The following is an 18,309-nucleotide window of genomic DNA, read 5'->3' as shown; positions in this document are numbered from 1 at the left end:
GCCTTCGGCCAAAGCTCCTGTCAATGGCTCGTTACAAACTCATGTCCACGCATGTGCGAGGTGCGCTGCGTACCCACGTCCCGGAACGCCGTCGGCCGGCCATCGAACAGGAGCCGGAGGGGCTCGCGGCGGTACGCGCAGCCGCTCGGATGCTGACGCCATGCGCTTGTGTCCCCGTTCGATGCCGTGCGGTGTCCTCATCCGCGGCCCCGGACAGCACGGGCACCTGCCCGCTCTCCGATACTCGCTCGCCTGCCGCCACCGCCACCTTCGGGCACCCAGGTCCACCCAGGCCCAGGAGTGCAGCGTGTCGTTGTCGGGGGACACGCCCTCCCGATCCGAGACGTCCCCGAGGCTGCTCCCGTGCCAGAAGTGGTTGACGGGTGCTAGAGGCGCCAATTTCCGTCATCTGGCGGGCCGGGTTTCGCAGCCGCGGGCCGTGCGGCGGTGGAGCATGAGCCAGCCATAGGTCCGCTCGGCCACCCACCGCTTCGGGATCGAGGTGAACCCCCTGGTCCCGGCCTTGCGCTGAGTGATCTCCATGTCGATGCCGAGGCCGAGGCCGACGGCATGCTCGACGAGGTGCCGGAGGGGGCACGTCTCTGCGGCCGTCGTTTCCTCTGCCGCCAGGTTCCCGGCGGTTGTCTGCGGCGGCGAAGGTGAGATCGTCGGCGCGCGGGTGGTCGCGGACGATGGCCATGCGTCATTCGGTCGACAAGGTAGGCGACCGAGCAAGGCCTTCGCCCGTGAGTTCCCCACGCTCGCGGAACCGGCCAGCTTGCCCGGCCCCCCTCTACGGGGTCACGCCATCGACACCACCCCGCTGCTGGCGACCGTCAAACGCACGGGCCGCACGGCTCCGCCGAAGTCGGCCTGAGTCCACCGACGCCTGGCAGCGGATCACGTCGCACCTGAGCGGCAGCCGTCACTTCCCCAGGAGGGACCGCACCCCATCGGCCGGCCCCCTACCCAGCCGCCGGCCCGGCAGAGCCGCCTCTCGAAGGCCCCCGGGCAGCACTTTTGAATCCTCGCGTCCAGCCAGCGTCCAGAATCCGGCGCCCAACGCCTCGCACACGCCACCCGCGGCAACCTGCTCCATCGCCGGTGCACGACATCTGTGCAGGCCAGAGCGGCGTGGACTAACGCCGACCACAACGGAGCCGAACTCACGCGCAGCGGATTTAGCCCGTTCAGGCGAAGTTGACGATCCGACAGGACAAAATGAACGTTTCCGCAGGTCAGAGACCTGCGAAAGTGGGGCGGGTGGGACTCGAACCCACGGCCGACGGATTATGAGTCCTTTGGGGATCTTGGCGGTCCTTGCCGATCAACGCCCATCCATGGCGTTTCTGCAGGTCAGGGCAGTGAACCTCTGCTGATGCTTCGCAACCCTTGTCAGTCTGTGCCTGTCCTTGCGGCCTCAACTCGGCCTCAATGAGGCCCTTAGCGTCCGGAACGAAGGCAAGGGTGGACGGTCGCTCCAGCTCGCGAGCGGGCCTCGAACCCTGTCCGCTGCGGATCGCCGTTCCAACGCGCAGAGGTTCCGCCCCCGGTGTCGGGGCGGAGCCTCTGTGGCCGTTTCAGCGGCCAACGTCTTCGGTGCTGGTTATCGCTCAGCGACGACCTACCTGTGATTTCCGCAGGTCAGGAGGTACCCGGTCGCAGCGGAACGTTTGCGGGTCACAGTGTCAGGTCCGCACGTCGCGTTGCTGGACCTCCTTGAGCACCCCGGCGACCGTTGCGAAGTCGTTGTCCACATGGAGCACGGTGTGCCCGTGATGCACCGCGGTCGCGCACAGCAGCAAATCGATCGCTCCAGCCGCCCGATGCTGGCCTTGTTGCGTGAGCTTGTACTGGGCAGTCTCGACCCAGCGCCAGGCGGTCTTCGAAACCGGCGAGAGCAGGCAGAGATCGTCCAACTCCTCAGCAAGCTCGTCCCGGTGAGCTGGACTGATCGCCGAGTAGAGAAACTCCGTTCGCGTCGGCTCGCAGATGTGGAACACCCCGGCAGCGATGTGCCCCTCCCAGGGCCGCAACGCACCCGGGATGCGGAACAAGTGCCACAGGGCAGAGGTGTCCAATAGGTACGTGATCATTCGAAGGCCGCTCGCCGCCCACGCTTCTGCGCGTCACGCGCCGCCGACGCCTGCTCGAACTCACCCCGCGCGCCCCGCGCAGCCAGCTTCTCCGCGGCCTCAAGCCGCTTGATCCGCGCCACGTAGTCTCGCAGAGCCGCGTTGACAGTCTCCTTCTTCGTTGTAGCACCCATGAGCCGCATGGCTTCCGCAAGCGCCTCGTCATCGAGATCAATCTGGGTCACCGACACCGGGCACCTCCACATCCACGATGTACATAGGTACGGTACATCACCAACATAGCCTGGGGCGCGGCGCCGCTTGGCCGCCACCGATCGCTCCGATCGATGTCTGGGTCGTGTGCCCGCACAGGGGCCTGGCCAGAGGTCCCACCGCTGCTCTCTGCCCGGCCACTGCGCGCCGGGCGGCCCTGAGGTCCCCGACTGCCTCACCCGCTCCCCCTGCTGGCCTCGGCCACCTCCGTCGAGGAAACCAAAGAGGCCCTTCTGGAGGCGTTCCCCGCAACGAGGGACGGCACCCTCGACGTTCAAAACGGCCACCTCTTTCCACAGACCCCGGCCCCTGACGAGGCCCAGGTGGCCGACAGCCCGGTCCGGGCCTGCTCCGACCCAAGAAGCCGACGCATTCACGACGGCTTCTTCGGGCTCTCCTCAGGCAGTATCTGGAAGCTGCTTTCTCCCGAGGTTCTGGAGCCCGTTCGCGGTCATGCCGTGGTCGGGTACAGAGCAGCACCTCGCGCCGTTCCCGACTCGGCTGCGTCGCCAGCGGCGGGGAAGTGGGAGGCGCGTACGACCGGGTTCAACCCCCGAACACCTCCGGCGGCACTCCGAGCTCCTTGGGCCCGACAAGCCCGAACGAAGGACCTCGGGTGAGCCAGAGCAGCATGGGCAGGGCACGGTCGGGATGCCGACGGCTCATCTCGCGGGCGATGTCGGCGACAGGTACCCGTGGTTTGGCCACCTCCTGGTAGTCCTCCAGCCAGGCGCGGGTGTCGTCGATCACCTCTTCCCCGCCCACCGGGCCATGGCCCGGGACCACGATCCGGTGTTCTCCCAGGGCCTGGACCTTGTCCAGTGCGGTAAGCCATGACGCGGGGTTGTTGGTGTCCGCCATATAGCAGTGCGAGTGGTGGTTGAGCAGGTCCCCGGCGATCAGGGCTTGCGCGTCGGGCACGTGGAAGGCGGTCGCGTGCACCGTCTCGGCCACCGGGAGGTCGACGAACACCACTTCGTGCCCCTCGAGGGAGTAACTGTCCCCGGTCAGCAGCTCGGGTACCGGCATGTCGTCGGGAATCTGGTCGCCGTAGGCTTCCTGCCAGTGCAGGCGCTTGGCCGGCCACTCCAGGATCCCGTCGATGACGCCCTGCCGGGCCAGGATCGGCGCGTCGGGGAAGGCGGCTGCGATCTCACCCATGCCGCCGTAGTGGTCCGGGTGCGCGTGGGTGATGAAGGCCGCCTTGAGCTGCTTGCCGCTTTCACGGACGCGGTCGGCGAGCTCACGTGCCTCATCGATGACGAACTGCACGTCGATCAGGATCGCGTCGTGCTCGCCGCTGACGAGGACGCAGTTCGGCGACAGAGCCGCTTCGGAGCCCGCGAACACATCGAAACGAAGTCCGCCTCGCTGCTCCGAGAAGATATCGGTGATCATGGAGCATTCCTCTCTGACCGGCCCTTTTCGTTCCACTCAGTGCGTGGCATCCTCTGGGCCGTGCGGTAACGCTAAGGAAACCTGGGAATCCGTGACATGACTGGGAGCGCGCCGTTTCTGGCACCGGAGCGCAGCGGCGACGCCGGCGCGGACGCCGAGCGGCGCTTCACCACGCTCGGCCTGGACCGTGACCAGTGGGACTACTGGAGCGAGGTGACCCGTACGGCGTTCGTCGCCATGCGCGCGGCCGCGCTGCCCGACGCGGCCCGCGTCTCCGGGAAGCGCGGCTTCGCCGCCTCCGCCGCCGCCCGGGTGACGGGCGGGTTGCCGCTCAGCACCATGCGGGCGGATCCGCACGAGGCCGCCCGTACGCCTGATCTGATCAAGCGAGCGGCAGGGGAGGACTTCTTCCTCACGCTGCTCACCGAAGGGTCGGCCAGACTCCGGCAGGGCGACCGCGCCGCGGAGGTGGGTCCCGGCGACTTCGCCCTCGTGGACAGCGCCCACCCCTACGTGTTCCGCTTCGACCGCCCGTTCCGCTCGGTGGTCCTGCAGATCCCCCGCGCGATGCTCACCTCCCGCTGCGCCGCCGCCGAGCACATCACCGCCGTACCGTTCCATACCGCGCACGGCACGGGCGCCTTCGTCAGTCCCGTCCTGCGCGCCCTGGCCCAGCAGGCCAATGACCTCGACGAGACGACCGCCGCATCGTTCATGAGCAACCTCCTCGATCTCCTGGCCACCGCCTGTAACGCGATCGGCTCGGACGTCTCCGGGAAGGCGAGTGCGGCCGTCCACCGGCGTGACCTTCGGCGCGCCAAGGCCTACCTCTCCGACCGGCTCCACAACCCCGACCTCACCCTCCTCGCCGCCAGCCACGACCTGGGCTTCTCACTGCGGTATCTGCACGAGCTCTTCCACGAGGCCGACACCACACCGCGCGCATGGCTCTACGCCCAGCGACTCGACCGCGCCCGCGCGATGTTGTCGGGGCCCGGAGGCGACGCTCAGAACATCAGCAGCATCGCCCTGCACGTCGGGTTCAAGGACGCTTCCCACTTCTCCCGGGCGTTCAAGTCCCGCTTCGGGACCAGCCCCGCCACCTACCGCAGGACGGCCGCCAGGACGGAGCGCCCCGCCATGTCCTGAACCCGGTGTTCGACAAGAAGTTTCAGGGAAGCCCTGACCCGACCGCAGCCGGGGCGCATGCCTGAACACTCCTGTTACCTGCGGCCTCAGGATGGCCTCAATTCATGGCGCTATCGCAGCACGGCCCAGCAGAACAGGTCTCCCCAGCTACGCGTCTGCCCGCATCCGTGCAGGTCACGCGCCCTCCAGCCGTCGCAGGCCGACCCGGACCCAATCTCACGAGCAGCGGATTCAGTCCGTTCGGGCGAAGTTGACGCTCCGACACCCAAAAATGAACGTTTCCGCAGGTCACAGCCCTGCACTGGTGGGGCGGGTGGGACTCGAACCCACGGCCGACGGATTACGAGTCCTTTGAGGATCTTGGCGGTCCTTGCGTGTCTTCACTCATTCTTGGCATTTTTGCAGGTCAGGGCTGCGAACCTCTGCTGATCCTTCGCAGCCCTTGTCAGTCTGTGCCTGTCCTTGTGGCCTCAACGCGGCCTCAATGAGGCCCTGGGCGCCCGGGACGAAGGCCAAGGGCGGACGGTCACTCCAGCTCGCGAGCGGGTCTCGCACCCTGTCCGCAGCGGATCCCCCTTCCAACGCGCAGAGGCTCCGCCCCCCGGTGTCAGGGCAGAGCCTCTGTGGCCGTTTCAGTAGGCCAACGTCTTCGGCACCGGTTATCGCTCAGCGGCGACCCACACCAGCGTGAGCCAGTGCGGCGAGGCTGGGGCGGTCCCGAGTCCGTGGAGACGATGACGATCGGGTCAGTGCACGCTGACCGCTACTTCGCCGCTGTAGGTCTAGCGGGTGTTGACGATGGGCGGGGGCAGTTGCCCGGCCGCTTCACGCATCGCGTTCATGCCATCGAGGAATACGTGCTGTGAGGTCCAGTGCTGAGTCACGACGACCGTCTCCTCATCAGGCTTCATTACGTCGAAGGAGATGAAGCCGCTCTGTTCGCGCAGCACCGCCGCGGTGGTCTCGGCGCGGCGCACCTCCTCGGCCACGTTGGCCGGGTCCAGCTTGAAGATCGCCACCACCTGGTACACCACCTGGCGATTCCTTTCGTAGGAAGGGACGGTGCGAATCCTTGTTGTGTGTGGCATGCGCGGCCCGGCCCGGCTCGAACGGTCCTGGGACGGGCCCCGTTTCGCCCGCGGGTCAGCTCGACGCGCCGGCGAACATGCCGGGCTCGTAGGAGCCGCCCGGGTTGTGCACGATCACGTTCATCCGGGTGGCCGCGTTGATCAGGGACACCAGGCAGACCAGCGCACCGACTTGGTCGTCGTCGTAGTGGTTGCGCACCTCGGTCCAGGTCTCGTCGGACACGCCGTGGTCGCCGAGCCGGGTGCCTTCCTCGGCGAGCGCCAGCGCGGCCCGCTCGGCCTCGGTGAACACGGTGCTGTGCCGCCAGGCGGCGACCAGGTTGAGCCGGAGCGCGGTTTCACCAGCGGCTGCAGCCTCCTTGGTGTGGACGTCGACGCAGAAGCCGCAGCCGTTGATCTGGCCGACCCGCAGCTCCACCAGTTCCCGCAGGGCCTTCGGCAGCGTCGACCCTTCCAGGGCCAACGAGGTGTTGTAGAACCGCTTGGCGACCTTCGCGGCGGTCGGGCTGTCGAACAGATTGAAGCGGGGTTCCATGACGTCATCCTCACTCGTGGTGTTGCGTGCTGCCGCACTGGACGAACACAAGATGCCGACGGCCCGACCCCTGTGACGGCGCAGTGATGTGGCGTGCGTCACCGGCCGCCGGTGTCACGAAGCGGTGGGGGCCGGCGTCTGGTGTACGGCGAAGTCGAGAGCGAACGGGCAGGAGCCGACGATGAACGATCGAACCATGAGCGACGGGACAAGGGACCCATCCGAGCCGGTCGCTCGTCGCGACCGCATGGACAGCGTCACCCAAGCGTTCGTCGCCCACCGCAACCTGCTGTTCACCGTCGCCTACGAGATGCTCGGCTCGGCCACCGACGCCGAGGACGTCCTACAGGAAACCTGGTTACGGTGGGCGGGCGTCGATCTCGACACCGTGCGGGATCAGCGTGCGTACCTGATCCGGATCACCACCCGGCAGGCCCTGAGCCATCTGCGCGCCCTCGGCCGACGCAAGGAGTCCTACGTCGGCCCCTGGCTGCCCGAGCCGCTGCTGACCTCGCCCGACGTGGCCGAGGACATCGAGTTGGCCGACAGCGTCTCGATAGCGATGATGCTGGTCCTGGAGACACTGGCCCCGACCGAGCGGGCGGTGTTCGTGCTGCGCGAGGTGTTCGATCTCGGGTACGACGAGATCGCGGAGGCGGTCGACAAGAGCCCGGCCGCGGTCCGCCAGATCGCCCACCGGGCACGGGCCCACGTCGCCGCGCGCCGGCCACGCGGGGTCGCTTCCGCCGCCGAGACCCGCCGCACCGTCGAGGCGTTCCGGCAGGCGGTCGAAACGGGCGACCTGCAACGCCTGCTCGACATCCTCGCGCCGGACGTCGTCCTGCTGACCGACGGCGGCGGAGTCGTGCAGGCCGCGCTGGCGCCCGTCGTGGGGGCCGACCAGGTGGCCCACGTGCTGGGCAGGATCGCCACCGCGACGTCGCTGCAGCCGACACGGGTCAATTGCGACCCGGCGCTGATCGTCCGGCTGGGCAGCGAGATCGACACTGTCATGGCGATGCGCATCGACGACGGCCTCGTCACCGGCCTCTACGCCGTGCGCAATCCCGAGAAGCTGTCGCATCTGGAGCGGAAGACCACCTTGCGCCGCTGAGCCAAAGGCCTCAGCAGCAGGAGATCAGCGTTTCGGCTCCCCCTGGCATCCGACTGCCGGTGATCGCTACGTTCGAGGGTCCGGGAGGCGGAGGACCGGGCGCGTAGGGCGGAGGATGACTGTTGCCCAGAGGGCGCCTACCAAAGGCCCTCCGCACGGCGAGTCGAGGCAGTCACCCACGCGCCCAGAACTTGACGGTGAACCAAGAGCAGCTGAAGCAAGTACAGCTGACCGCGGGTCACAGTGTCAGGTTCGCACGTCGCGCTGCTGGACCTCCTTGAGCACCCCGGCGACCGTTGCGAAGTCGTTGTCCACATGGAGCACGGTGCGCCCGTGGTGCAGCGCGGTCGCGCACACCAGCAAATCGATCGCTCCAGCCGCCCGATGCTGGCCTTGTTGCCTGAGCTTGTACTGGGCGGTCTCGACCCAGCGCCAGGCGTTCTTCGGGACCGGCGAGAGCATGCAGAGAGCGTGCAACTCCTCAGCAAGCTCGTCCCGGTGAGCCGGACTGGTCGTGCTTCTCGTAGCCGAGGTGATCGGTGATCTCGCCCTCCAGGGCGGACTCCAGCACCCGCTTGGTCAACATCTGCAACAGCCCGCCCTCCCACCGGTGAGTTGCAGGCCCTCGCTACGTGCCCGGTCAACCAGCATCGCGACGAGCTGCTCGTCCCACGCGGTGACGGCATCGCACCACCAGCCGGCTCGTCCACGGACTCGTGCTCGATCGTCTCGCTCACTTGGCGTCTCTCCCTTGATCAGCAGATCCGCCGTTGATTAGACACTCCCGGCTCGGGTCGTGGATGAGATCCTGGCGCCGGTGCCTCAAGGCATCGATCAAGAGCTTCCGGCGACGGAGGTGACGGTCGCCGTCAACGCGATCAAGGTGGCGATCAATGAGATCGAGAGGTTGCTTGGCGAGTCTCTTGAGGCTGGCCCGCGAAGGGGGGATCTGTATCGGCACCTTGGTTTTGGGGAGCCTCACGATCTGCGGGACATTGCGATGATGGACTGGCCTGCGTTTCGGCCGCACGTCGAACTCGCCCTGTACGGGGACGAAGATCCCGTCTCGGTTGATGCTGACGAGTTGGTCAGCGTTGGCAGGTCCGCGAGCGCGCCTGTGCCCACGAAGGTCCATTGGGAACGTATCGATGCCGATGTTTTCGAGCGTCTCCTTACTCGTCTGTTGGAGCAGTCCGGCTCGTACCTTCGCATCTCGAGGCTGATGAATGTCAACGCGGCCGATGCTGGACGAGACATCGAGGGGTCCGGGTCAGCGACGGCCTTCTGGCAGAGCATCATGAACGAGTAATCGTGCAAGCGAAGCACTGGCCGACTCGGGGTATTGGTGCATCCGAGATCGGAGACCTTGTGCACACCAAACTTCCGCTATGGGAAGGGGAGCCTGTCCCAGTACTGATCGTGGCTACTACCGGGGCCTTTACTCAAGAGGCTGTTCGGTGGGTCGAGAAGCACAACGGAGCGGCACTCCGACCCAGTATCGACTTGTGGTCCTCCAGCGAGCTGGAGTCTTTGCTGCGCAGATTCCCTTCTGTTCTGGCTGAGTACGGACTCGTCGACTGAACGACTGGGTTGCCAGCAGTGCCCAACGGACAACCGCTCTCGGCTGTGCTTGCTCCCTGAGGTGTTTGAGGAAGTCCTTGGTGAACTTCTGAACCTCAACTGTGTTGGTGTCCTGATACGCCCAGACCAACGATGTGCTTGATCCCTGCATTGTGGGGGAGCCACCCCTGCCGGCGTCGTCCGAGTGGCGTCCCTTGTGCTCCAGGCTGCGATGAGCCACGGCACGAGCCTGTCCCGATTGGACTGCTGATCATGGACGGCTGATCGGCCTCAGTCCGCGGATGCCGAAAACGTAAGTCCTTCCGGCGAGCCGAGATAGGGGGCGATCGCTGCGGCGACCATGCCGCAGGACAGGTACATGCCCATGGTGTGACAGTCAACGTGTGCCATGTGTACGACTTCGTCCGTGTGCACGCCGTCGAACCGGTCCGACAGCGGACGCGGCACGGCAATGAGGTCGCCTACCTCCGCCAGGTTCACCCAGCACCTCACGCCGGGTGGTCTGGCGCCCCGTACGGTCAGCCCACCGTGGTCGAGCAAGTCGAAAACCCCTCCGGGCAGGGCCAGCGGTGACCCCAGGGTGACGAGAAGGTCCACTTCCGGGTACGGCTCGCGCCACAGACTTTCGTAGAGGACCACCGAGCCGAGCGAATGCCCGATCGCCACGGCCGGAGCATGCTCGGTCAGTGTGTCGCGCACCACCTCCTGCACCGCCTCCCGGCGGTCCCGCTGGTCCAGGTAGGTGCGGACTTCTCGCAAGGCCCTCGCGGCAAGGCCCGCCGTTCGTCTCCCCACGCCTCCGGAGGCGCGCAGGACCCAGCTCAGAGCGGGCTCAATGATCGCAGTGGGTAGTCCCTGAGCCGCTTCCTGCGGCATTCCATGCGCGAGCGCCCAATCCCATAGGAGACGCCGTTCAGCCGGCGTCAGACTCTCGGGGTCCAGAACACCCGCCTGCTCGCCTTCATCCCTCAGAAGGTGCGCGTAGTACGCGGCGGCGATACTCGGCTCGCGAAGGTGCCCGAGGCCCGCCTCGAGGTATCCGCAGCGGAGTTTCTCCTCCCACCCCCTGCCAAGATCCGTTGCAGCCTGCGCGGGTTTCCGATGCGACTGATGGTTCCAGATGCCGTGTACCGCGACGATGTCTGCCATCGCCCCCCCCTGTGCGCTGTTTCGATGTTCTCCGTTCCGAGCCCTGGCGGGCAGGCGCCGAGTCTATGCTGCTGAGGACGGGACGAGACCCCTGAGAAAGCGGTTTGCACCCGGCGCCGGGCGTGACACAAGGGGGAGTTGGCCATTACGCGAGCACTGGTGGCGGCGGTCGGTGACTTCTCCCGCACCTCACCTCCCGGCGAACCCGATCCCCATGCTCCCGAGCCGTACACCCGCCTGGAGTTCGCGGGCGGCCTGGCCGACGAAATGGCCTCGGTCCTCAGCGACCTGGGGCATGAGCTGCACGGTGGTGGCGCACTGCACGACCCCGACCGGGCGGCACTCTCGGACGCCCTGCTCGCGGCTCGGCGGGAAGGAGCAGAGGACGACGGGCTTGTCATCCATTTCATCGGCCACGGCGTGCGGGACTCACGCCTCGGTTCACTCCATCTCGTCGCTGGCGACACTGATCCCGATCGCATCGGCGACTCCGCCGTGGAAGTCGGCGCGCTCATCCGGAGCGTGGAGGCGAATGCAGCGGGCCCCCGTGTACTCCTTCTGCTCGATATCTGTCATGCCGGCCAGGCCGCGAGAATCCAAGGGGGGCTCGCGATCCCAGAACCTGCCCGAAAGTGCTGGATCATCGGGGCCTCCACCGACAGAGAATCGGCTTACTCGGGAAAGTTCACCAAGGCGGCTGTCTCCGTACTACGGAGACTCGCAGACGGCGCGCTCGACATCCATTTCTCCTACGAGTTCGTCCCTGTGGAGACGGTGGCCCGCGAAATACACCGCGCGATCGCGGCGATGGATCCGGAGGGGACCACAAACCGCCAGACGGTCTCCTTCACCGGACTGACCGAGGTCGCCAATCCCACAGAGCCGTTTTTCCGTAATCCCGCCTATGACCAAGCGCCCGCGGAGTGGTATCGCAAGAGGGCGGAGAGCGGTCTGCGTGGTTTTCTCGAGACGCTCGACCCAGGGTTGGACGCACCGCACTTCCTCGGCCGTGCCTTCGCCGCACCACGTGAATCACGAGGCAGCGGACGCTGTCTGTTCACGGGACGCCACGAGGAACTGCGCAGGCTGAGCGCCTGGCTGGGTTCGCCTGGCGACCAGGAACCCCTCGTAGTCGTCACCGGTAGCCCGGGCGTGGGCAAATCGGCGCTGCTCGGAGTGCTCGTATGCCTCGCGCATCCTTCTCTCGACGGCGTCGTCGACGCGCTGGAGAACCGGATTCCGCGAAAGGAGCGACCGGCCGGACGACGGGCGGGACTGGCCGCCGTGCATGCCCGCGGGCTGTCGCTGGAACAGGTCATGGCCTCGATCTCACGGCAGTTGGGCCTTCCCGTCCCCGCACCGGGCTCCCAGGAGGGCGGCATCGATCAATTCGTCGCACGGCTCAATGACACGGCTCGGACTCCTGTGCTCGTCATCGACGCCCTCGACGAGGCGGCACAGCCCGCGCTGTTGGCCGATCTCGTCCTACGACTGACCAAGGCACGCGCAAAGGACCCGGATGCCCAGGGCCGACCCCTGTGCCGGCTTCTCGTGGGCTGTCGCCCCTGGCAGGTCTTCGACAGACTCCTCAGATCGGCCGAGGATGACGGGACTCTCGTCGACCTGGACGCGGTCGACGCCGTGCAGCTGCGCGAGGAACTGTCGGATTACGTCGCGGAAGTGTTGGAAGACCCGGAGACCTCCTCGTACGCGCGTCTTGGACGTGAGGTGGTCGACGCGACCGCCCGAGTGATCGCCGACCGCCTCACCGACGCAGCCGAACACCAAGGTGCATTTCTCGTCGCCGGACTCTTCGCCCACTATCTGGCCACAGGAGGCCAAGAGGTCATCAGCCCTGTGGCCCTGAAGGCCGCCGTACCCACCACTCTCGCGGGCATGCTCGAACTGGACCTGCAAGGCCTCGGCCGGGGCAGACCCTGGCTGCGTCCCGTCCTGGCCGTCCTCGCGCACGCGGAAGGTGCGGGCCTGCCCCGATCCCTCTTGCGTGCCACCGCCGCTGCGCTGGCGCCGGGCAGTGACTCCGAGAGCCCGACGCAGGCGGATATCGAGGAGTGCCTGTCCATCGCTTCCTTCTACCTCCGTCGCTCTGTCGAGGAGGACGGCAGCACCCTTTACCGGCTCTTCCACCAAGCTCTCGCTGACCATCTGGTCCGCCACCCCATGGGCCCCGCCGAACCCACCAGTGATCCCCGGGCCGATGCGGAGCGCGTGCTCGCCCACCTTTTGCAGGGCACCGCCGGGAACATCCGACCTGAGGCGGAAGGCTGGCACTTCGCCCCGCCTTACCTGCTGCGCCACGCGGCGGCCCACGCTGTCAAGGCCGACAGGCTCGAGCGGCTGCTGTCCGATCCCGGCTTCCTGATGTACGCGGATCCCGCGTCGGTACTGCCGTACCTGGACAGGGCCGGATCGCCCGACGCGCGACTCCACGCCGCTGTCTACCGGACATCCGCCGAGGTGCACCGAAGCCTGAGCCCGCAGGACAGACTGCGCATCCTCGCACTGGACGCCTCGCGCTGGGGCGCCGTCACACTGTCCGAAAGCCTGTGGGCGCAGGCGGACTCCGGACTTCCCGGGCACACCGCCCTTCGGGGGGTCCGCTGGGCCACCGGCTCGCTGCTCAGTCGCAGTCTGCTCGGAACCATGTCGGGCCGGAGCGGACCGCTGACCGCAGTCGCCACCGTGTCAGGAGAGCGATCGGACGCCCTGGCAGTGGCCTTGGACGATGAAGGGGGCCTGTGGGTTTGGACGTTGCAGACCTTCGCCCCCGTGGGCCACGTACCCCCGGCCTCCGGCTACCGGGCCACCGCCGTCACCGCGATGACACGGGCCGACGGCACGCCGGTCGCCGTCACCGCGTGCGACGACCTGTGTGTCCGGCTGTGGGATCTGCGCACCATACAGCCTCTGGGCGAGGCAGTTCTCGCCCATGCCGCTCCCGTGACGTCGGTGGCCTCGGCGCGGCTCACTGACGGAACGGGGATATTCGCCACGGGGAGCCGGGACGGCACAGCCCAGCTCTGGGACCTGGAGTCCCGTCTGCCCCGGTCCACGCCCATGGGCGGTCACCGGGGCGCGGTGACGGCGATCATCGTGGTGCCCTGCTCCGCCGGCCCTGTCTCGGTCACGGTCGACCAAGCCGGGACCGCACGCCGCTGGGACCCCGACGGCTCCTCCTCGGAACTGCCGACGGAGGAACGAGTCACCGCCGTCGCGTCGTTCGCCCTCGGGGAGGAGCGGCTGGTGATCGCCACAGGACACCTCGACGGGAGCGTCCGGCTGTGGGACGCAGAGGTCCGTGGTCCGTCGCGCGCTCAGGTCCGCGGCGCCACGGGCAGCTCGGTCGTGTCGATCGCCGCCGTACCGTCTGCCGCCGGGCCCGTCGTGGTCATCGTGGATGAGACGGGCATGGTGAGTGTCCAGGACCTGGACGGGTCGTCGGAGGCGTCCGGCCGGGAACTGCACGGGCACACCAACGCGGTGGTCCAGGTCGCGGCCTGCGGGATTTCCGGCACTTCCCCGCGGGCGGTCACGGCTGCCCGAGACGGTACGGTCCGCTGCTGGAACCTGGCGTCGGCGCTCCCCGCGTTCGACGACAAGCAGGCCCAGCCGCTACCGGGATACCTCGAGCCCGTGGCCGCCGTTGTCACGGCGCACAAGAACGGGTCGCCGGTTCTGGTCAGCGCAGCCGAGAACGGTTCTGTGCAGGTACGGGACCTCGGGTCCGGGCAGCTGGTTCAGGAGCCGCTGAAGGCCGGCCATCCCTCCTCTTCGAACGCGTTCACGCTCGCCGGCTCCCCGGGGGGCGCCACACTGGCACTCGTTGTCGGTGAGCCGTCCCATGTGGAGGTCTGGGACCTGTACCGGCAGAGGATCCACGGAAAGCCCCTGCCGGCACCGCGCACCCGCAGCCGACACGGCTTCCCTCATGTCGGGTCCATCAGCAAGCTGACAGCCGTCGAGGTTCCTGTCGGTGGTGAGCCTCTGGTCGCCGGCGTGGACAGCCAGCGCATCTGCGTATGGAATCTACAGAGTCGGCAGCTGTGGCTAAGGCCTCTGGGACAGCACAGGGCCAGGATCAACGTCCTCCTCTCGTTTCCCCTCGCTGATGGTGGTCCCGGCCTGGTTTCCGGGGACGACAGCGGTGAGATCCGCTACTGGGACGTGGGCTCCCGGCGTCCTGCCGGAGTGCTACGCGGCCACACAGGAGCGGTGTTGGCACTGGCACCCATACCGGGTCCGAACGACCGCTCCGACCTTGTATCGGCAGATGAGGACGGCCGCATCCGCCTCTGGGACATGAGCGACGGGAGCCCTCGGCATGTACTGGCAGGTGCTGCCGGTCCCGTCCGCGCGCTGGCGGCGACCGCCGCCCCCGGAACCGCTCCTGTCATCGCCGCCGCTGGAAACGACCGCACCGTGCGTCTTTGGGCTCTCCATGAAACCGGGCCCACCCCGCTCGACTCGCTCTTCCTGCCGCGCGCGGCACAGAGCCTCGCGTTCGCCGACGTCCATAGCTTGTGTGTCGGCTTCGGCAATGACGTGGCCGTATTCGCCGTCGAAGAACGTCGGAAACGGTAATACGGATGGCCTTACCGCCGTAGCCCCGCGTAGTCCCCTGACCACACAGGCAGCCTGACAGGCGGCCTGGAGACCGCCAGTTCAGAGGGCGCGGACACCTCCTGGTGCCCCTTGCCGTGCCCCGGCTACGACGCCGTCCGCCGGGCGCAGCACCCGCTGCCGCAGGCTCTTCTGCCCTCATCCGACCGTTACTGCCGCCGGGACCCTCCGTCGCCGAGACTGGCCCACGGCTAGCGTCCCAGCTTGAGTCGACAGCGAGCAACTGGACCGACGTCTGGCGGCTCGACGTACTGACAACGGTATGTGCCGGTGCCTTGTGCGCCCCGTCATGCTCATCCTCCTCCGTAGGTCCGGGAGCATCGGCCACGGGCTATACGCCGCACTGACGGCGTCCTGCAGTCCTGAAACGGTGCTACCAACGCCTCGGGTCCCGACCAATCCACTGATCTCCACGGTTCGCTCGGTGCAGCGGATCGCACCCCACTTCTGGGGGTTCTCCCCGCCCTCCGGCCTCAGGCGGGCCTCAATAACTGTCGCTGCCGCAGCGAGACGGACCAGACCACGTCTAGCCCGCCACGGGGCCAGGCACATCCATGCAGGTCAGAGGGGCATCGACTGACGCAGGCCCATCCTGGCACCAATCTCACGAGCAGCGGATTCAGTCCGTTCGGGCGAAGTTGACGCTCCGACACCCAAAAAGGAACGTTTCCGCAGGTCACAGCACTGCACTGGTGGGGCGGGTGGGACTCGAACCCACGGCCGACGGATTATGAGTCCGCTGCTCTAACCGGCTGAGCTACCGCCCCGTCACGGCGCGTCGCGTACATGTGTGCGCGCCGTCTGCCGCAGCATAGCCGCTCATACGATCTCCTGCTTCGGATGGTCGGCTTCGCCTGCCCTCAAGGAGCCCGCCGGTGGCTCCACCGGTTCCGGCGGACATGAAAAAGGACCCCAACGGGGTCCCCTTCAGGCTGCTCCCCCGACTGGACTCGAACCAGTAACCTGCCGGTTAACAGCCGGCTGCTCTGCCAATTGAGCTACGGAGGACCGAGCTCCCCCGACTGGACTCGAACCAGTAACCTGCCGGTTAACAGCCGGCTGCTCTGCCAATTGAGCTACGGAGGAATGCCTCGTTGCATCGAACGTACCTTCCTGGGTATCCGCCAGGGGGCGCGCGCTCGCTGCGACACATACATTAGCGCAAGCAGGGGGGTGCTTCGCCAATCAGTACCCCGTGGCAGAGCAGAGCAGGACATGACAAGGGCAGGACACGTCCGACGCAGACGGAAGGGAAGGTGGCCGCCATGCGCTATCGGCTCACGTTCGTCGCCGGAATCGCTCTGGGCTACGTGCTGGGCACGCGGGCCGGGCGCGAGCGGTACGAGCAACTGAAGAAGTCCGCCCGCCAGGTCGCCGAGAACCCCGCGGTGCGCAACACCGCCGAATCGGCCGCCCAGCAGGGGCGCGCCTTCGCGGGCAAGGCGTACCACGTGGTGAGCGACAAGGTCGGGGATCACGTGCACGTGCCCGATTCGGTCGCCTCACGGGTCCGTTCGCTGCGTGACCGCAACACGAACGGGAGCGGTACGGACGACTGGGGGACCAGCACCACCTAGCCGGGGAGCCACGGCCGGTGCCCCGCGCACCGGTACGGCACCGGTACGCGGTATCCGCCGACGCCAAGGGCCGCGGCAGCGTGAAGGGCCTCTTCGGGCCGCGCCGCCGTGGCCCTTCGGCCATGCTGTCGCACACCGGCCGGGGTCCGTCCCGTGCGGCAGCCCCACCGGGTTCCGTACGGCAGAATTTCCGCCATGGGGATAGTCGCCGGGCTGGACAGTTCGCCCGATTTCACTCGCATCGTCGTCTGTGACACGGACACCGGGGCCGTGCTCAGGCAGGGGTATGCCCCGCATCCGCTGGAGAAGACGGAGAGCGGCGGCCGTCCCTCCGACGTCGACCCGCAGGCGTGGCTGCTCTCCCTCGGCGAGGCGGCCGGCGGCGGGCTGCTGGAGGGTGTGCAGGCGATCGGGGTCTCCGCGCAGCAGAACGGGCTGATCGCCCTGGACGCGCAGGGCAACACCGTGCGTCCGGCGATGGTCGGCGGGGACAAGCGGACGCAGGTCGCCGCCGCCGATCTGATCGACGCGCTCGGCGGGCGGCAGGCCTGGGCGGAGGCCGTGGGGTGCGTACCGCAGGCCGCGCAGCCGGTGACCAAGCTGCGCTGGCTCGCCCGGACCGATCCCGACGCCGCGCTGCGCTCGGCCGTGCTGATGCAGGCGCACGACTGGCTCGTGTGGCAGTTGCTCGGGCGGCCGGTCAGGAGAACGACCGACCGCGGTGGCGCTTCCGGTACCGGGTACTGGTCGGCGGCCACCGGCTCGTACCGCACCGACTTCGTCGAGCTCGCGCTCGGCCACCAGGCCATGCTGCCGGAGGTGCTCGGGCCGTCCGACGCGGCGGGTACGACACCGGAGGGGCTCCTCATCTCCGCCGGGACCGGCGAGACCATGGCCGCCGCCTTCGGGCTGGGCATCGGGCTGGGGGACGCGGTGGTGTCGCTGGGCGCTTCCGGGTCCGTCATGGCCGTGCATCCGGAGGCGCTGGTCGACTCCAGTGGAATGATCACCTCGCTCGCCGACGCCACCGGTATGCACCTGCCCGTGGTGACAACGCTGAACGCGGTGCGCACCCTGCGCGGTACCGCCGAGATGCTGGGCGTACCCGATCTGGAGGGGCTGTCCGACCTGGCGATGAAGTCGACGCCGGGGTCGCACGGGCTGGTGATGCTGCCGTATCTGGAGGGCGAGCGGACGCCGAACCTGCCGCACACCGCCGGGACCCTGACCGGGCTGCGGCGGGAGGCGATGAAGCCCGAGCACCTGGCGCGGGCCGCGTTCGAGGGCATGCTGTGCGGGCTCGCGGACGCGCTGGACGTGCTGCGGGGCCGCGGGGTCGACGTACGGCGGATCTTCCTGCTGGGCGCTGCGGCGGAGCTGCCGGCCGTGCAGGCGGCGGCGCCCGCGCTGTTCGGCGTGCAGGTGGTCGTGCCGCAGCCCGGCGACTACGCGGCGATCGGCGCGGCCCGGCAGGCGGCCTGGGCGCTCGGTGTCACCCAGGGCACCCTCGACCCGCGCACCCCTCCGCCCTGGCAGGGCGCGCCCGCGCAGTACCTGGAGCCGGGAGAGGACCTGGCCGTGGGCCAGGCCGTGCGGCAGCAGTACGTGTCGGTCCGGGAGCAGACGCACCCCGGGGCGTTCCGCGTGTAGGTGACCGGACCAGTACCTGGCCGGACCATGGGCCACTCTTGGGTTAATTGGTTGGGGTAACGCAGGTGGAGTGTCCGAC

The 18,309-nt window shown here is 67.9% G+C and carries 14 protein-coding genes, 3 tRNA genes and 3 pseudogenes; 7 read left to right on the top strand and 13 right to left on the bottom strand.

Features of this window, described 5'->3' with window-relative positions:
- Positions 1–39 precede the first annotated feature (39 nt).
- The 5 genes and pseudogenes from ACZ49J_RS02505 to ACZ49J_RS02485 all read right to left on the bottom strand — a co-directional run bounded on the left by ACZ49J_RS02505 (position 40) and on the right by ACZ49J_RS02485 (position 3,746).
- The gene (locus ACZ49J_RS02505; protein ID WP_467447381.1) at positions 40–399 is read right to left on the bottom strand and encodes a DUF1254 domain-containing protein; all 360 of its coding nucleotides are present in this window, start codon (positions 397–399) and stop codon (positions 40–42) included.
- Positions 400–408: 9 nt separating this feature from the next.
- Positions 409–588, bottom strand: a pseudogene (locus ACZ49J_RS02500) (IS5 family transposase); the annotation flags it as partial.
- Positions 589–1,688: 1,100 nt separating this feature from the next.
- The gene (locus ACZ49J_RS02495) at positions 1,689–2,096 is read right to left on the bottom strand and encodes a PIN domain-containing protein (protein ID WP_467447380.1); all 408 of its coding nucleotides are present in this window, start codon (positions 2,094–2,096) and stop codon (positions 1,689–1,691) included.
- A complete protein-coding gene (locus tag ACZ49J_RS02490; protein ID WP_467447379.1) occupies positions 2,093–2,326 on the bottom strand; it encodes a type II toxin-antitoxin system VapB family antitoxin in 234 nt (77 codons plus the stop codon). Before ACZ49J_RS02490 ends, ACZ49J_RS02495 begins: the two co-directional genes overlap by 4 nt.
- Before the next feature lie 568 nt (positions 2,327–2,894).
- Complete coding sequence (locus tag ACZ49J_RS02485) at positions 2,895–3,746, bottom strand: MBL fold metallo-hydrolase (protein WP_467447378.1); 852 nt, start codon at positions 3,744–3,746, stop codon at positions 2,895–2,897.
- 96 nt (positions 3,747–3,842) lie between these two features.
- On the opposite strand from ACZ49J_RS02485, the gene ACZ49J_RS02480 reads away from it, so the two are divergent.
- Positions 3,843–4,895 carry an AraC-like ligand-binding domain-containing protein gene (locus ACZ49J_RS02480; RefSeq protein ID WP_467447377.1) on the top strand — a complete coding sequence of 351 codons (1,053 nt, stop codon included), beginning with the start codon at positions 3,843–3,845 and terminating at the stop codon, positions 4,893–4,895.
- Between the two features lie 782 nt (positions 4,896–5,677).
- On the opposite strand, the gene ACZ49J_RS02475 is transcribed toward ACZ49J_RS02480, so the two are convergent.
- Positions 5,678–5,929, bottom strand: coding sequence for an antibiotic biosynthesis monooxygenase (locus tag ACZ49J_RS02475; RefSeq protein WP_467447376.1), 252 nt, complete (start codon positions 5,927–5,929; stop codon positions 5,678–5,680).
- 109 nt (positions 5,930–6,038) lie between these two features.
- Positions 6,039–6,518 carry a carboxymuconolactone decarboxylase family protein gene (locus ACZ49J_RS02470; RefSeq protein WP_467447375.1) on the bottom strand — a complete coding sequence of 160 codons (480 nt, stop codon included), beginning with the start codon at positions 6,516–6,518 and terminating at the stop codon, positions 6,039–6,041.
- A 196-nt stretch (positions 6,519–6,714) separates the two neighbouring features.
- Here ACZ49J_RS02470 and ACZ49J_RS02465 point away from each other — a divergent pair, with 196 nt between their 5' ends.
- Positions 6,715–7,632 carry an RNA polymerase sigma-70 factor gene (locus tag ACZ49J_RS02465; protein ID WP_467447690.1) on the top strand — a complete coding sequence of 306 codons (918 nt, stop codon included), beginning with the start codon at positions 6,715–6,717 and terminating at the stop codon, positions 7,630–7,632.
- A 246-nt stretch (positions 7,633–7,878) separates the two neighbouring features.
- Here ACZ49J_RS02465 and ACZ49J_RS02460 read toward each other — a convergent pair.
- Together ACZ49J_RS02460 and ACZ49J_RS02455 are read right to left on the bottom strand one after the other, a co-directional pair.
- A pseudogene (locus ACZ49J_RS02460) lies at positions 7,879–8,151 on the bottom strand (PIN domain-containing protein); the annotation flags it as partial.
- Positions 8,126–8,283 (bottom strand): annotated as a pseudogene (locus tag ACZ49J_RS02455) (IS256 family transposase); the annotation flags it as partial. The pseudogenes ACZ49J_RS02460 and ACZ49J_RS02455, both read right to left, overlap by 26 nt.
- 145 nt (positions 8,284–8,428) lie before the next feature.
- Between ACZ49J_RS02455 and ACZ49J_RS02450 the strand changes: the two are divergent.
- Positions 8,429–8,941, top strand: coding sequence for a hypothetical protein (locus tag ACZ49J_RS02450; RefSeq protein WP_467447374.1), 513 nt, complete (start codon positions 8,429–8,431; stop codon positions 8,939–8,941).
- Between the two features lie 2 nt (positions 8,942–8,943).
- Complete coding sequence (locus tag ACZ49J_RS02445) at positions 8,944–9,213, top strand: hypothetical protein (RefSeq protein WP_467447373.1); 270 nt, start codon at positions 8,944–8,946, stop codon at positions 9,211–9,213.
- Positions 9,214–9,483: 270 nt separating this feature from the next.
- Here the strand turns inward: ACZ49J_RS02445 and ACZ49J_RS02440 are convergent, their stop codons facing one another.
- Positions 9,484–10,362 (bottom strand): hypothetical protein, encoded by an 879-nt coding sequence (locus ACZ49J_RS02440; RefSeq protein ID WP_467447372.1) that lies wholly within the window; start codon positions 10,360–10,362, stop codon positions 9,484–9,486.
- Between the two features lie 138 nt (positions 10,363–10,500).
- On the opposite strand from ACZ49J_RS02440, the gene ACZ49J_RS02435 reads away from it, so the two are divergent.
- Positions 10,501–14,964 (top strand): AAA family ATPase, encoded by a 4,464-nt coding sequence (locus tag ACZ49J_RS02435; protein WP_467447371.1) that lies wholly within the window; start codon positions 10,501–10,503, stop codon positions 14,962–14,964.
- 729 nt (positions 14,965–15,693) lie between these two features.
- On the opposite strand, the gene ACZ49J_RS02430 is transcribed toward ACZ49J_RS02435, so the two are convergent.
- The 3 genes from ACZ49J_RS02430 to ACZ49J_RS02420 all read right to left on the bottom strand — a co-directional run bounded on the left by ACZ49J_RS02430 (position 15,694) and on the right by ACZ49J_RS02420 (position 16,089).
- A tRNA-Ile gene (locus ACZ49J_RS02430) sits at positions 15,694–15,770 on the bottom strand.
- Positions 15,771–15,938: 168 nt separating this feature from the next.
- Positions 15,939–16,011: transfer RNA gene (locus ACZ49J_RS02425), tRNA-Asn, on the bottom strand.
- A 5-nt stretch (positions 16,012–16,016) separates the two neighbouring features.
- A tRNA-Asn gene (locus ACZ49J_RS02420) sits at positions 16,017–16,089 on the bottom strand.
- 179 nt (positions 16,090–16,268) lie between these two features.
- Between ACZ49J_RS02420 and ACZ49J_RS02415 the strand changes: the two genes are divergently transcribed.
- On the top strand, positions 16,269–16,580 hold the full coding sequence (locus tag ACZ49J_RS02415; RefSeq protein WP_467447370.1) for a YtxH domain-containing protein: 312 nt from the start codon (positions 16,269–16,271) through the stop codon (positions 16,578–16,580).
- 195 nt (positions 16,581–16,775) lie between these two features.
- A complete protein-coding gene (locus ACZ49J_RS02410; RefSeq protein ID WP_467447369.1) occupies positions 16,776–18,230 on the top strand; it encodes an FGGY family carbohydrate kinase in 1,455 nt (484 codons plus the stop codon).
- The last annotated feature ends 79 nt before the right edge of the window (positions 18,231–18,309 follow it).

This window comes from Streptomyces sp. NPDC030840 (genome assembly GCF_055572015.1).
Note: the sequence above shows the minus strand (reverse complement) of the source record. Positions and strands in the feature narration are given on the sequence as shown.